This window comes from Candidatus Nanopelagicales bacterium (assembly GCA_028687755.1).
Classification (GTDB): Bacteria; Actinomycetota; Actinomycetes; order S36-B12; family S36-B12; genus UBA11398.
Genome location: JAQTZL010000009.1, coordinates 31,019 through 45,618, shown reverse-complemented (window position 1 = coordinate 45,618; position 14,600 = coordinate 31,019). Strand labels below are relative to the sequence as shown.

9 protein-coding genes are annotated in these 14,600 nt (G+C 52.2%); 6 read left to right on the top strand and 3 right to left on the bottom strand.

What is annotated here, in order from left to right:
- Positions 1 to 15 precede the first annotated feature (15 nt).
- Both PHN51_10285 and PHN51_10280 read right to left on the bottom strand, forming a co-directional pair.
- Positions 16 to 3,891: a tail fiber protein gene (locus PHN51_10285; GenBank protein MDD2819162.1), complete on the bottom strand. Its 3,876-nt coding sequence runs from the start codon at positions 3,889 to 3,891 to the stop codon at positions 16 to 18.
- 74 nt (positions 3,892 to 3,965) lie between these two features.
- The gene (locus PHN51_10280) at positions 3,966 to 6,797 is read right to left on the bottom strand and encodes a tail fiber protein (GenBank protein MDD2819161.1); all 2,832 of its coding nucleotides are present in this window, start codon (positions 6,795 to 6,797) and stop codon (positions 3,966 to 3,968) included.
- 85 nt (positions 6,798 to 6,882) lie between these two features.
- Between PHN51_10280 and PHN51_10275 the strand changes: the two genes are divergently transcribed.
- From PHN51_10275 to PHN51_10265, 3 genes are read left to right on the top strand one after another with little or no spacing between them, the layout of a single operon-like run.
- Positions 6,883 to 8,052 (top strand): hypothetical protein, encoded by a 1,170-nt coding sequence (locus tag PHN51_10275; GenBank protein MDD2819160.1) that lies wholly within the window; start codon positions 6,883 to 6,885, stop codon positions 8,050 to 8,052.
- Positions 8,053 to 8,056: 4 nt separating this feature from the next.
- Positions 8,057 to 8,857, top strand: a complete 801-nt coding sequence (locus PHN51_10270) for a hypothetical protein (protein ID MDD2819159.1) — start codon at positions 8,057 to 8,059, stop codon at positions 8,855 to 8,857.
- A 10-nt stretch (positions 8,858 to 8,867) separates the two neighbouring features.
- On the top strand, positions 8,868 to 9,968 hold the full coding sequence (locus PHN51_10265) for a hypothetical protein (GenBank protein ID MDD2819158.1): 1,101 nt from the start codon (positions 8,868 to 8,870) through the stop codon (positions 9,966 to 9,968).
- Positions 9,969 to 10,018: 50 nt separating this feature from the next.
- Here PHN51_10265 and PHN51_10260 read toward each other — a convergent pair whose 3' ends face one another.
- Entirely contained in the window at positions 10,019 to 10,543 is a 525-nt protein-coding gene (locus PHN51_10260) for a DUF4376 domain-containing protein (GenBank protein MDD2819157.1), read from the bottom strand.
- Between the two features lie 167 nt (positions 10,544 to 10,710).
- Here PHN51_10260 and PHN51_10255 point away from each other — a divergent pair, with 167 nt between their 5' ends.
- From PHN51_10255 to PHN51_10245, 3 genes are all read left to right on the top strand, one after another.
- Complete coding sequence (locus tag PHN51_10255; protein MDD2819156.1) at positions 10,711 to 11,385, top strand: hypothetical protein; 675 nt, start codon at positions 10,711 to 10,713, stop codon at positions 11,383 to 11,385.
- 97 nt (positions 11,386 to 11,482) lie between these two features.
- On the top strand, positions 11,483 to 13,006 hold the full coding sequence (locus PHN51_10250) for a hypothetical protein (protein ID MDD2819155.1): 1,524 nt from the start codon (positions 11,483 to 11,485) through the stop codon (positions 13,004 to 13,006).
- Positions 13,007 to 13,073: 67 nt separating this feature from the next.
- Positions 13,074 to 14,594 carry a hypothetical protein gene (locus tag PHN51_10245; protein ID MDD2819154.1) on the top strand — a complete coding sequence of 507 codons (1,521 nt, stop codon included), beginning with the start codon at positions 13,074 to 13,076 and terminating at the stop codon, positions 14,592 to 14,594.
- Positions 14,595 to 14,600 lie beyond the last annotated feature (6 nt).

Below are 14,600 nucleotides of genomic sequence, written 5' to 3'. Positions count from 1 at the left end.
TAGGGTAGAGCTTATTTACGCTTTGATGTAGTAGTAGCGGCCCAGACGTTCTTCAGTCTCCAGGTTAGGGAGATAGAAGTTCACGCCAGAGGGGCCGCCGCCGAAGCTAACACCTTCGTAGTAGGGAGAAAGATCTGTCACACCGTTTGCGATAGGTGCGTGGTAGATCTGAGTTTGACCCTCTTGAAGAGAATCTACCCCACCGACCACGTAGAGGTTGTTGTTGGACGCAAACACCATCGGGTCACTCAGCTCTAAGTTGAGGTAGTATTCTTCGGTCCACGTGCCGAGCATGTTGCCAGAAGTAATTTCGCCTGAGCGAATAACGGACTGTGGGTAACCATAGGCGTCCTTACCGCCGATGAGAAACACTTTGTTGTTCAGAACGATAGTGCCAGCATACATGACATCGCTACTGATGTAAGAGTTTTCATCAGCAGGAACCAGTGTCCACGTGCCGACATTGCCGCCGCTGTCAATAGGGGCATTCATGGTGTTGGCGACAACGTCCATCGCGTCGTTCATGCCGCCGACTATATGAACACGATCGCTGAGAACCACCAAATGCCCGCCGCGAATAGGTTGCGCCAGTGGTGATTCGGCGGTCGCTGTGGTAAAGTTGACCACCCCGTCCGAGTCTATCGGGTAAGAGACAACAGTTGCGACGGTGACGTCGTTTACAGACCCGCCGAAGAGGTAGAGCTTAGCGCCGATAACTGCGGCACTGAAATCAACGTAAGTGTTGGGCAAAGTTGCAACTTCTGAGAAAGTTCCGAGAGTGCCGTCTGAGTTGATAGTCGCGGTAGAAACTTTGTTAAGTGCACCCACGGTGCTGTTAAAGCCACCAATCACATAGACCCGACTCTTGGTAAAAACGGACTGTGTGTTGGCGGCCGCATACGGCAGTGTCACGGCTTGAGAGGTGAAGGTGCTAATTTCGCTCACACCGTTGATGGTCGCGCCATATATGGCAGAGGATGGAGTACCGTTCACATACCCACCAAGAGTGTAGACACGATTCTTGGTGACGATGACGGAAGCTGCACTGATGGAAACCGGCAGGGACTCCCCATATGGCGACCACATCTGCCATCCACCGGTGCTTGGACCAGTGTAAATGTCGGACTGCTGCTCCCAGGGTCTGCCGGCGCCAGCGATAGTTGTTCCGGACACTGCTTTGTCACGAACGTAGTAGCTGGAATAGTCGTTTTGACCACCAAGGAACGCTGTTCGATAAATAACGGACGAGTTAGATCCGTTAACAGCGCCGCCAATCGAGTAAACGTAACCTTCTGTGACCGCCACCTGACTATCGACGACCGTGAACGGAAGAGCTGCACCGCTTGCCCAAGAAGACAGTGAGCCATTGGTTTGGATAACCGCGGAATACACGGAGGTACTCGGACCGCCGTCCACGATTCCACCGATGAGATAGACTCGCCCGCGCGTTACAACGGCTTGACCCGCAGCGATGCTTGCAGGAAGAGCAGGGCCAGCCGACCAATTTCCGATAGTGCCGTCTGACCGAATAGGTGCTGAATACGATGTAGGTGTTGCTACGTTGTTGACATACCCGCCGAACAAATAGATGGTGTCATCGATGATAGCGGCTTGAGCTTGATACACCGTCTGAGGAAGATTAGGCGCTGCCTCCCAGGCACCAAGACTGCCATCGGCATTCACCGCAGCTGTTCGCACGTCGGACGTGCGTCCACCGTTGGCATAGCCGCCGATCAAGTAGATGCGGTTTTTGGTTACGACGGCTTGGCTGTGAAACAGAGTAGTTGCCAGAGCGGTTGTCGTTGTCCAGCTGCCGAGTGTGCCGTCTTCGTTGATTTCTGCAAAGTGAACTGCGCCAGAGTGACCACCGTTGACTGCGCCACCCAGCACGTAGATGCGACCACCGCAGGCAACTGCTTGACTGGCCACCACACCAAGCGGAATAGATCCAGCAGATGCCCACGCGCCAATCAGACCCTCAGAGTCAATCGGGGCGCTATAGACATTAGCCGAAAATAATCCGTTAACGTACCCACCTAAGGTAAAGATGCGATTCTTAGTGACCACAACCTGAGACTGGCTGAGCGTAGCCGGAAGATTTCCGTGTGAAACCCAACTACCAAGAGGCAGTGTCTGGTCCGTATTAAAGACGTACTGTTGGCGCCAGGGTTGCCCTGAACCACTGGCGTAAAGTTCACGACTGTCTTCAACGTACTCAGAGTAATCATTCTGTCCGCCATAAATAGTAGCGGTATAAATGGTGTTAACAATAGTTGCCGCCCCGTTAGGACTGCCACCCATCAGGTGGAGTTTGCCAGATGTGGCGACCATGGCTCCCATAACTGACAAAACAGGAATTCCTCCATTGATGGCCCATGTCGAAGTGCGACCGTCAGCAAGGATACGTGCATTGTAGACAGTGTTCAAGTAAGCACTGCCATTGGTGCCACCAATGTAGTACATATGGGTTGCCGTAGAAAAGACTGTGCCAAACCCTCGGCGCTCCACCAGTTCGGGACCAAACTCCCAGTTATCAAGTGATCCGTCAAACCCGAAAGTAGCCGTCAAGACAGTCGCACTAGCGTTTGCGTTCATGGAATCACCGCCACCGATCAGGTGTAAACGGTTTTGCACGACGACCACGCCCATGTTTGTCATACCGACAGGCATAGTGCCGCGAAGAGCCCAGATACCCAATGAGCCGTCTTCGGAAATCTTGGCTCCGTAAACAACAGACGTAACTGATTGACCTCCGGTATTTCCGCCCCCGGCAACATACAGGGTATCGTTGTGTACAAAACTGGCACCACTCTGAATACCAACGTGCATGGTCAAAGTTTCGACGAAAGACCCAAGTGTGCCGTCAGCGGCAACAGCTGCGCGATAGATCTTGTTATCACCGGTGGTACCAGCCATACCGCCAATGATGTATACGTGCCCCTTAGCTGCCACCACGCTGTGATAGAGCGATACAGAACCAGGCATCGTGCCAACGTTCGACCAGCTACCAAAAGAACCATCACTATTGATGGGGGCACTGTAGATGGCCGAAGAAAAAGCGGCACCTGTAAATCCGCCAAATACGTACACCCGATTTTTGATGACAGCTGCTGATGCTCCTGCTAAGTTTACAGGAAGTGTGCCGTTGCTCGCAAAGGTACCAAGGTTGGGACTGGTTTGCAAACGGTTACCCAGTGTCTGATTGAGCCAAGGACGTCCAGCCTCCGTAGGGTAATGCGGAGCATGCAGATCACCGATGGCTGTGAACAGAGCGGCGTTGGTCCCAGAATTCAATACACCGCCGTTGCACCGATAGTGACCAGCGGGCGTTGTTTCAGACGCAAACGCCAGGATATCACCTGTTTCTACGCCTTCTACTTCCCCGCCACCACCAGCGGTAACCAAAGAGTCAACATAACCTTTGGTAACCAAATGAGCAGGATTGGTAAAGGTCACACCAGTGAAAGAAAGTGGTCCTGTCAGAACACGATCCGTGGCAGAGAAAGCGTCGGTGATTCCATAGCCGTCAAGATCACTCGGTCGATCAGCGCTGTATTTGGAAAAGGGAAGAAGACCGGTCAGATCAGACAGTTGCAGACCGCCAGCTGTGCTTACCACACCGCGTGTAAGGACTTGCAACCTGGTGTAGGTTCCGGCCGAGACACGAGTCCTCAGCGACAGAACGCCGGTACCAGCAGTAGACACAAAGTCAGTGTTGGCCAAAATGGATATACCTGGGAGCATCGTTCCGGGAAGGCGACCTTCGCCCGTGATGTCAGAAGCGTCCAGGTAACCGAAGGTGTTGTCAACAAACTGTTTGGTGGCTACTTCGTTGGAAGCAACGGGGTCTTGAGTCAACGTGAATTGTCCGTTGATGAGGTACGAGCGCATGGCAACTCCTGGTGGTAAAAAAGGGATTCACAACATAACTTTCGAGTAGGTGCCGGATCTCCGGCACCTACTCGTTACTTCACCTTAATAAAATAGTTCACATTGAACATCTCAGACTCTTTACGAGTGTAGTCAGGAAGCCCGAAATACTTGTCCGAAGTCAAGTAGTTCAGCTCTCTGTAGTAGTTGGAGTAGTCGCTCAGGCCGCCGGTAAACGGTACCTTATAGACATCGGCGATAGCTGACTCGTCACCGTATCCGTTTTGAGCTTTACCGCCTACATGGTAGAGTGCCGAAGATGTCGCAAACATCGAGCCAGATGCGCATTTGTGCATCATGGTTCCGCCAGATGTCCACGCGCCAAGACTGCCGTCAGGGTTAATTGTCGCCTTATGGATCTCGTCGCTCAGTTCTCCGGTAGAGGACCGACCGCCGAACAGATAGGCCGTCGTATCCGTAACAACAACCTTCGCTTCACTGATTCCGGTGGCAAACGGTGAGACCGCGTAGAAGTTTGATAAGGTACCGTCCGAAAGGATATCAGCTACATGAGTGTCGGTGATGGTGTCGGTCACACTGACTCCGGCTGTTCCGCCGATCAAGTACACCTTGTCAGAAGTGCGAACCATGGACCGACTGCTAATCAACGGTAGGTTCAGATCAGCTGCGCGCCAGTTGCCAAACCTTCCGTCAGGAAGAACATCCGCGACCGACGAGAGGTTACCCTCAACAAAGTTGGCGTCCAGCAGATACAGTTTGCTCTTGGTCAATACGACGTTACCCAGAAACCTGGTTCGAGTCTGCCCTAAGGCGACCCATGCTCCAAGTGTACCGTCGTCCAAAATCTCAGCACTGTAGAGTGTCGGGTTGAGCGGGTCGTCGTGGACGTCACCGCCGATCAAGAATACTGTTTTGTTAACTGCCATTGCTGACAGCAGATAGCGGCGTCCACCAGGACTGGGTACTGTCGTCCAAGAACCAAGCTCACCGGTGACGCTGACGGCCGAACGGTAGATAAGCTGATTAGGGGCACTGGACCCTCCGACTAACGTATACCCGCCTACAACGTATGCATACCCGTTGGTCACAAACGAGGTGTGCAATTGCAGCGGCGGTAAAGTCGTCGGTAAAACTTGAGTCCATGCGCCAAGATCGCCGCTCTGTGTGAGGTTGATACCCACCTGGTTTACCCAAGGTTGACCGTTGCCAGGGATGTCCTGGACCAGTCCAGCAACACTCTCGTCGTAGTAGGGTGTGTAGTCACGCTTACCGCCGCTGAAGTTGGTGTGGTAGGTCATGGTCACAGCGTTAGCGCCGTACACAAAGTTGGCCAATAGGTGCAGCTTCTTGTGCGTTGTCACAATCGACGTACAGGTGATATCAGCGGGAAGGTTTCCGCCCTTCTGAGCAAAGCTCCAGAGCGTTCCGTCGGCCGCTATTGTGGCCCCGTATATCCGAGGCAAGGCGCCCGACATACTTCCGATCACGTACATTTTGTTCTTGACAATCAGCATGTCGGAAGGGAAGTTCACCACAGGCATGGAAACCATCGACTTCTTCCAGACCCCCAGAGAACCATCTGCGTCAAGATCACAGTAGATCACCTTAGATGACCAGCCTGCGTCATCCGCGCCACCCACCAGGTAGAGTTTATCCTTCCAGACCGCCACATGACAGTACTGAATACCAAAAGGCATCGTCGCATGTGCTCTCCAGGCTTCCAGTGTTCCATCAGGAAGAATGCGCGCACGACTGATGCGGTAGGTGAAGCCGTCCACAGATGTCCCGCCAAACACGTAGATGAAGTTCTTGATCACCACCGCTTTGATCTGGTGTGTGCCCACAGGCAAGTTGGCTTCAGCTCTCCAGGTACCAACGCTCCCGTCTGCGTTGATAGGGGCGGACCAGGTTCTGTAGTCAGGATAAGAAGGGTATCCGACGGTAGCATTGGTCAGGCCTCCGATCAGGTAGATGCGTCCACGCGCCACCACCACTTGTCCCCAGGCACTTTGGACAGGCAAAGAGGGTGCTCCGCTCCACGCGCTCAGTGTGCCGTCAGCCAATACGTTCGCCACCCAGACGTTGTCTGTAATGGACCCATCGATCACCCCACCCATGACGTAGACTTTGTTGTTGGTCGCCGCCACGTAAGAGTAGGCTACTGCGGTAGGAAGAGCTTGTCCGGACGCAGTGAAGACAGGATAGCTGTCCAGACCCGCTGTGCCATTGAAATTGCTTTGCATGGTCCATGGCTTGCCAGATGCAAAACCGGTGTCAGCTCCAAACCGATCACCCACTTTACTGTGCAGCTCCGGGTACTCAGCCTTCAAAAGCAGACTTCCGTTACAACGCAAGAATGAGGCGTCGGGACGTACCTCACCCATGTGACGAATGATCGACCCGACCGGCAGTGTTTGAACAGGGGAACTTGCGACCAAGTTGTCCACAAACCCCTTGGTAACCAGGTGATCAGAATTCACAGGCACCGATGAAGAAGTCACCGGGTTGTAGGCCTGGCCGCCGCCACGACCGATCAGTCCGTACAGCCCGTATCCAGCAGCTGTGTTGGGTTTGCCTGTGGTGACCTTGCTCCAAGGTACACCGGGAACATCCGGTGTCTCCAGCTGTCGACCCTCTACAGCGATACCGGAAGCGTTCACGTTCAACCGGGTATAAGTACCTGCGGTTATACCAGAGTCGGACAACACTGTCTCGCTGGCGCCAGCCGCCACAGTGAAAGCTCCTGTGAACCCTGGGAGATTCTCGTGAGTCAACGCGCCAGAAACAAAAGCAGAGCCAGGGATGTTTGCAAACACATTGTCCACGTATTGTTTCGTAACAGCGTGGTTAGGTTGTGTGGGAGCCACCGTCATGAACAGAGGGGCTTGCGCTTGAATAGTCGACATAAAAAACTCCAGTAGAGTGACCCTGAACTAAAGCATTTTTTCTTGCCAGACTCGGGCATGATCTGATCTTACCCTCCTATCTCCCATGAACAACATCCCCACACTCCAGAAGGTCAAGTCCCCTTGTGGGCGGTTGACCTATCTGACAACCTCGGATATCCATCTGGGACATCCCAGAACACCCACAAGCCATATTGCATCTTCTTTTGTCAACACCATACTGACAGAAGAGAACCAGGACATCGATATCCTGTTCATTAACGGTGACCTGTACGACAGATTGCTGACACTGAAATCTGTCTGCGCTCAACAAGCTATCCAGTTCTTTCATCGATTGCTGGACTACTGCTATACCTATCAGATCAAACTGCGTGTCCTGGAAGGTACACCAGACCACGACTGGTATCAGTCAACTGTTCTGGTGAAGCTGAACGACATGCGTCAGCACAAAGTAGATTTGGCCTATCACCGTGTCTTGGACATAGAGTACTTCCCAGAGTACGACAGGCATGTTCTCTATATCCCTGACGTCTGGTGCAAATCCCAAGAAGACCTAGAGCGTCAAGTCAACGAGAAGCTGAGTCAGCATGGGATAACTCAGGTGGACATGGCGATGCTGCACGGTCAGTTCAGCTATCAGGTAGCGCACATGCAAACAAAAGCCTTTACCTACGATGAAGCGTACATGCTTCGCCTGGTCAAGGGCTTTATCCATATAGGTCACTTCCACACCCACACCAGCTTTGACCGTATCGTCGCCAATGGCAGCCTAGAAAGACTGGCGCAAAACGAAGAAGAGCCTAAAGGGTATGTCAAAGTCATCGGTGATCGTTGGACCTTTCATATCAACACTCAAGCCTGGATCTACAAGACTGTCAAGATCACACCCAAGTTCACACTTCAGAAGCTAGACAAACTCATGCAGACTTTTCCAGAAGGCTCTTATGTCCGACTTCTGGTAGAAGAGACTCATGAACTGGCGCTTGTGTTCAAGGAACTGCAGATCAGGTACCAGCATATCAACCTGACTAAAAAGACGCCCAAAGGGGCATCTGAAGACCTTGCAGGCACATATATACCAGATGCCAACGATCTTACGAAAGCTGTGCAGATGTTCACCGAAACCAGCATCTACGACATGCTGGTAACTTCTGTCCAGCAAAAGCACCAACTCACACCCACTGAACATCAGAAGTTTATGAAATTTGCTTCTGTGTTCAAAGCGGACTTTTCCACTGAAACCATGAAAGACTGACACCATGGAAAATGAGGATATCTTCCTTGCCAGAGCCACGTCAGGTTTCCCTGTCAGCATAGGGACCAGCTTGGCCCTAGAGACGATCTTTGATCCGGTCTCCCAGGTCATAGACCCTGACAGAAAACCACCACCCAAGGCCAACCGAGGTAACTACAATGCCTACCTCATCAACCTGAACACCATTGTCCGAAACATCATTCAAGGTGTCAAGACACCCGGTAAGGTGTTCTTTGATGTGGACTCTTACTACAAGGTGTTGACACAAGAGATCGAGTACCTGAAGCATCTGTTCAGCTACGAGAACCTCAACCTGGTGATCTACTCGCACACCTACGAGACACCCAGTAAGAAGCACAGCGACGTCATCCGAACTGTTTCCACAGATCAACAAAAGCTGACACAAGCTATCCAATACAACTGTGTCACACGCGCACAGAAAGAACACGGGTTCACCGTGTACAAAGAACACTTGGAAGTTCCTAAAGGTATGTCAGCTCTGGTGCTGACTCACGTACCGTGGGACCTTCTGAGTCACAGCTCTTTTCTCAGGCTGGATCTCCTGGAGTCACACACAGGTGCGATCAAGACCAGGAAAGACTGGAACACCAAGTACTTCAAAATCAAGGACACAGACATGTCGTTCTTGCCTTTTGTTGAACCCCTCTTGGTGAAGCTGGGTGATAACGTCATGTTCCATCCGTCCCCTGTCAAGGAGCGGATGGAGCTGATCGAATCACTGAAAAAGAAAAACGCTCACCCACTCATGAGTGAGATGACTTACAAACTGTTGACAGCAACTTAAAGGACCCACCATGGCTGATAAAACCACGTACATCGTAGGCTTGCACAAGAGCCAAATAGAACAACTGAGTGCCTTCCAACATCTTCCAGATTCATGGACGGACGCAGAGGGTAATACCTATACAGTTGTCGAAGCTAACGACTGCAAGCTCAACGTCATCAACGGGGAACATTCCTGCGTTTTTGATCTTTATATATCGTTTCTTGGAGATGCGGTTGTTCCAACACGTCGCGACAGCTACGCTGGGATCGAATTCTTCCGGGTTTCCAAAGACCATCAGGCCGCCTTCGTCAACAGGGTGGCAAAACTTGCGCAGTTTACAGACTTCCATCCCATGCGCTCTTGGTCAGAACCGCGTCACGTGTTGACTGATAAGCGGTATCTGGTGCTGAAACCCTCGCTAGGGGCCCGTGGCGTCGGTCAACTGTTTGTGGACACCCACGCGATCAGTCTCTGGAAAGTGCATGAGACTATTCATTTCATGAAGCAAAAAACCGAAGGAGTATTTGATTTCATGCGGGAAAGGCTGGTGACACCCAAAGACGGGAAACCGGCGGCACCCTGCTCCTTTTCAACTGAAGGTGACCGCCCCACAAAGTCTGGGACTGCAGTGCCAGAGGGGGTCAGTTTGTTGATGGGAGACTTTATCATCGAAGAGATGGTTGAGAATGTGGCGCTAGAGTTTCGTGTTTTAACAGATGAACATGGTCACCCTTGGCACATTTCAGAAAGAACAACGGCACCACTGGGCAACTCTTTTGGCGATGACCTGATCCCTCGAAAGGTTGTCACAGGGGGTAACGGTCCTCAGGACTGGATTCACATTAACGGCAAAATCACAGAGGATCAAATCGACAAGATGGCAAACAGAAGCCTGGCTATAGCGCTGTTTATGGATCGGGCAACTGAGTACGTGAACTTGCTTAATTACGCTATGCGAGGTATATCCGCTCTTCAGTTGCCCCTACACAGTGTCGATCTGTTTATCACATCCGACCGGAAGTGGGGTATTTTTGAATTCAGCTGTGAGTTCGGAAAGGGAACAGTTGATCCTAGACACCTAACTGAGTGTGCAAAAAAGTTCATAGCGTATCACTGTCACCAACGCTGATAAACTCTACCTCACCTCGGTTTGTCCGAGGTGAGGTAGAGCATTGGTTTTTAGATCAAAACCTCGGGGATGTCGACAGCGGCCAGCTCGGCTTCTGTGGTGGCTGCGGCGATCTGCGAACGCTTCACTTCAGCTTCAAAGAAGCCGTTGTCGAAAGAGGTCAGGATGGCGGTGGCAATGCCCTTCAGCGTATCGATGTCCGCCAAAGGGAACGGCACTTTGTTCACGTCAAACCAAGCGGGCGGCAGGAAACCGATCGACGAATGCACCGTCAAAGCCTGAGTCACGCGAGAGCGGCTCAGCTCATCAGCGTCGAACATGCGGCCCTCGTGTTCAACAGGGCGATTGATGTGCTGTTCACGCCACTTGGCAAAGCGAACCATGGCGGCAGCCTTCAGGTTGTCCAGGGTCACGGTCACAACAGGCACAGGGATCTGCACCCAAGACTTGCCGACGACTGTGACGTAGTGGTCGGGCAGCGCTTCAGGACGAGGGTCAACTGTGGTGTCGGGAGGAAGGATGGGGTTGCCAGCGGGATCAGTGTCCACAGTGATCTGCTTGACGACGCCACCCACGTTACGGTATGCCTGCATGAGAAACTCCTATAGAGAAGAGGGGGAAAACTTCAAACCATTGAACTCCCCAGAGAGGGGTAAGTAAGTTTATTTAACCAGCTGGCTATGTTCTGATTTTTCAGACGAAGATCCAGCTAACGTCAATTTCATCAACCGGAGTAAACCAGATGTCTGAGCCCAAACCACTTATTTACAAGACCTATTACGACCTGGCCAAAGTCGTTCTGTGGGCTGACAGCCCTGTCGCAGAAGACGGCAAGCGCGCTTCCTTCAAGCTGGGGTTCCGCGATGGCAACCCTCGTTTCACAGTGAACACGGGCATTCAGGGTCGTGAGGGTATGATCACGTTCCCTATGGACATCCCTCACTTTGTGATGGTCATGACCATGCTGGTGGATCTGGCAGAAAAAGGTCAGCCTGGTGATCGTGTCCCTATCACTTCAGAGGCCACCGCCTGGGAAAACAACAAACCCACAGACCGCAAAGAAATCAAAGCTTTGTTGACCATGGGAATCACCGGTGAAGGCATCGTCTACATCGGACTCACTGCCAACGAGAAGCCCAAAATCGTGTTTCCGTTCAAGCCGTCCAAGTACCATGAGGTGCGTGACGGCAATAAGCCTGTGGACCAGAGCGTCGTGTCTCGTACCATGGCAAAAGGTATCGCCAACATGTTCACGACAGCTGTCGGTGTGGCCATGGTGAACTACACCAACGAAGAGTACACCCACGGCATCCGCAAACCCATGCCGCTGGTGACTCCTGGCGAAACTGGTTTCCAGAGTCAGACCAAACCCAAGTCCACGGACAACTTCAGCGATCTCGACAGTTTCAGTCTTTGATGTTTCATGCTCCCTCTTCTTAATCGAAGAGGGAGTACTTGTACCTTGATTCCGCGTCAAACCCATATATAACAACTGTATCAACACAGGAGAAAGCATGCCGAAACAAATCATCAACTATCAAGTCGCAACATCAGACCACGGTCTGACTGTCCTTCAGGTCAGCTGTGAGGGCAAACAGACGATCGAGATCGTTCTCTCTGATTTCCTAAAAGACTTGACACATGCGGCTACGCTGTACGACCAGGTCAACCAGTACCTGGGTGAGTTGTCGGAGTCCACTCAGAACCACGTGTTCGACGTGTTCTCTAAACTCTACCAGACTGAGCAGCCGGTGGACTTCGACAGCCAAGAAACGGTCGAGGCTCTGGAGAGCCGTATCGCTCATGTGACCAGTCTCTTGAACTACGAAAACTTCAAGGTCTGGCTCCGGCATCGGTCAGACAAGATCATCTATCCTGATAACATCCTGCACGACTATGTCTACGACCCGGACATGAACACCACGCAGGAGAAGACGTACATCAAGTCTGAGTACACCGACTTGATCGTGTACATCATCTTTATCCGGATCTTGACACCGTTGTTCCTGGACTACTACACGCACGTCAAACAGGTGACCCAGCACTACCATTACAAGATCTTCATGCTCTTTGCACGGAGTGAGCTGTACGAGTGCCCCGAAGCCACCAAGCTGCGCACCTACATCGATGTCAACCAGAAGACATTGATCGGATCTGGCAAGAACGAAAACCTGATCCTGACTGCGGGTCTCTCCGACGATGACATCCTGGACTCCATGATGTCCGAAGTTCTGTTCAGCAAGATCCTGCCGATCGACTTCTTTCACAAGAAATGTAACATCATTTCATATGTGTTCCAGACCATCCGGTTCAAGGGCAACTTCGCTTCGCCTGATGGCTTGTCCATCAAGAGCCGTGACTCACGCGAGACCAGTGGGTCCAGTGGTCAGGAAGACATGTCGACGTTTGAGAACTATCGCAAGACGTCAGACATGCCCATCGGCACAGTGATGGAGATCCAGAATGCGCTTTCGTCTGTTCGGCACCTGCTGATCGGGTTAGGTCGTCCTGACTTCGATCTGACCGACTACCACGAAGAGATTCGTGGCATCGGTAAATACATCGACTGTGAACTGCAAGACACACAGATGTACATGCTGGGCTGGTTCCTTGGGAAGATCATCAACCCAAGGGCTTTGTTCTACATCGAGCATCGCAAGCTGATCGAGCTGGCTATCTTTGCCAGGACTGTTTTGATCGCTGAAGGTCATCCGTTCATCGCGTTGTTCCTGACGTCGAAAAAGACCAGCAACCACAACTACATGTCCGTGGTGATCCGGAACAGTGTCAATCGTGGCGTGGTAGAAGGTCTCAGCCAGAACTATGGTTTTGTGCAAGAAGAAGGGCGTGCCTCAGTGGTGGAGAAAACCATCTCTGAAGCCGCTAAAGAAATCTCCAACAGCATCTGGACACCCATCAGTCCGCCTGCTCACCTGAAGGACCTGATCAACTCACTGGGATATCTCATCTCTCCGCCTAACGTCAACGAGCTTGTTTTCAAGTTTGTTCAGTACGTGAACTCAGGTCGACCCACCTGAGGCACCAGGAAACATCTGGATCAGATGTATAATAAGAGCCTTCATCAACAACCAAGGAAACACACGTATGTTTGCACCTCCCGCAGTCATGAACAATAACAACCTGCTGGCACCTCTGGCGCACACGCAGTACAAAATTGAGTCGGTGGTCTACTATCCGATGCGGAACTTCAACCCGATGCCCATGCGGCCCTATTTGTTCAGTGTCAAACCGGAAGCTTCTGACAGACTGGCTGAGCGCATGGCTGAAGCCAAAGCTGGCTCGGTGACACCCGGGATGTTGAACGGGATTGCCTCTGGCATCATGGGTACGTCAGCGGTGGCCTACGCCGGCGTCATCAACAGCAGCTGGGTTCAACAACCCAAGTACCTATTCATGATGAAGGTCAGTCATGTGGACTACCTGGGCACACAGATCAACTCGTACTTCTTCGGGTACACCGAGCACGACGGGATGTCATTCTTGTCCGGCAGCGCCACTATCGACACGACCATGCTTCACTGCGTGAACAACGTGATCGAGACCACGACGACCATGATCTCTACACCCATGGGTGTGGTGCGGTCTGAGAAGCTGCTGCGGTTCTACAACGCGGTGTACAACCAGCAGGGCTACGGCAATGCCACGGTGTACACACAGCGTCCGACCGATCTGTACAACGCTGTTCAGGCCACTGAGCTGGCCAACGTGATGACGCAGTATGGTGATCAACACGACTTCACCGCACAGAACGTGCAGTCGATCGTTTCACCTTTTGCTCAACACGCTGTGGTGTCTACCACTGAAAACGGTATCGCCTCTGAGTACTTGGCGAGGGTGTTGACCGGCAGCATTGTGGCTACCAAGTCACGGGAGATCCACGTTAACAGTTACCAGGTGGAAACCGATCAATCCACGATCGGTCAGTTCACCGAGCCCAACATCGCGCAGACCGAGTTCCTTCGGGTTCTCAGCCGAATCTCCGGCAACAATGTCACTCGGCCGATGTTCACCATGGGCGACTTGATGCGGATCGATCCCACGATCTATGACCGGTTCCAGGTGTACCAGTTGACGTCCGATTTCAGCAATCCTATCCTGACCAACACACCTGAAGTGGGCGAGGCTTGGATGGGTCAAGACATCGTGACCACACGGGCTTACAACCTGCTGGAGAACTGCGTGGCCCTTGCCACCAAGTACGGCTTCCAGGACCTGTCCTTCATGGCAAACAACATGGTGTCGGCTGCCGGTGAGTCTGTGTTTCAGATTCTCAACTTCAATTCGTTCCTGAGTCTGGCAGCTCAGGAGTTCAACTACCTTCTGGAGGTGTTCAAGGACAAGTTTTTCTCGGAGATCTTTATCAACGAGACACAGTCCGGCCAGATATCGATCAACATGGAATGCCACGTGAACCTGTTCGGTGGCTCCAAGATCTTTCTCCAGCTGGGCGGTTACCCAGGTGTCTGGTACACAGCACCCACCTTTGCCAGCAGCCTCTACTCGCAGGTGGTCACACCTGACAAAGGCACACTTGATGCCGCGGCACATGCCGTCGCCAGTGTGGTCAACACACTGATGGATTCTCAACCTCGCTACGCGTTCTAAGAAAGG

Excerpts from the sequence above, each read along its gene's own strand:
- PHN51_10285 (MDD2819162.1), bottom strand. The coding sequence starts at position 3,891 with ATGCGCTCGTACCTCATCAACGGACAATTCACGTTGACTCAAGACCCC.
- PHN51_10280 (MDD2819161.1), bottom strand. The coding sequence starts at position 6,797 with ATGTCGACTATTCAAGCGCAAGCCCCTCTGTTCATGACGGTGGCTCCC.
- PHN51_10275 (MDD2819160.1), top strand. The coding sequence starts at position 6,883 with ATGAACAACATCCCCACACTCCAGAAGGTCAAGTCCCCTTGTGGGCGG.
- PHN51_10270 (MDD2819159.1), top strand. The coding sequence starts at position 8,057 with ATGGAAAATGAGGATATCTTCCTTGCCAGAGCCACGTCAGGTTTCCCT.
- PHN51_10265 (MDD2819158.1), top strand. The coding sequence starts at position 8,868 with ATGGCTGATAAAACCACGTACATCGTAGGCTTGCACAAGAGCCAAATA.
- PHN51_10255 (MDD2819156.1), top strand. The coding sequence starts at position 10,711 with ATGTCTGAGCCCAAACCACTTATTTACAAGACCTATTACGACCTGGCC.
- PHN51_10250 (MDD2819155.1), top strand. The coding sequence starts at position 11,483 with ATGCCGAAACAAATCATCAACTATCAAGTCGCAACATCAGACCACGGT.
- PHN51_10245 (MDD2819154.1), top strand. The coding sequence starts at position 13,074 with ATGTTTGCACCTCCCGCAGTCATGAACAATAACAACCTGCTGGCACCT.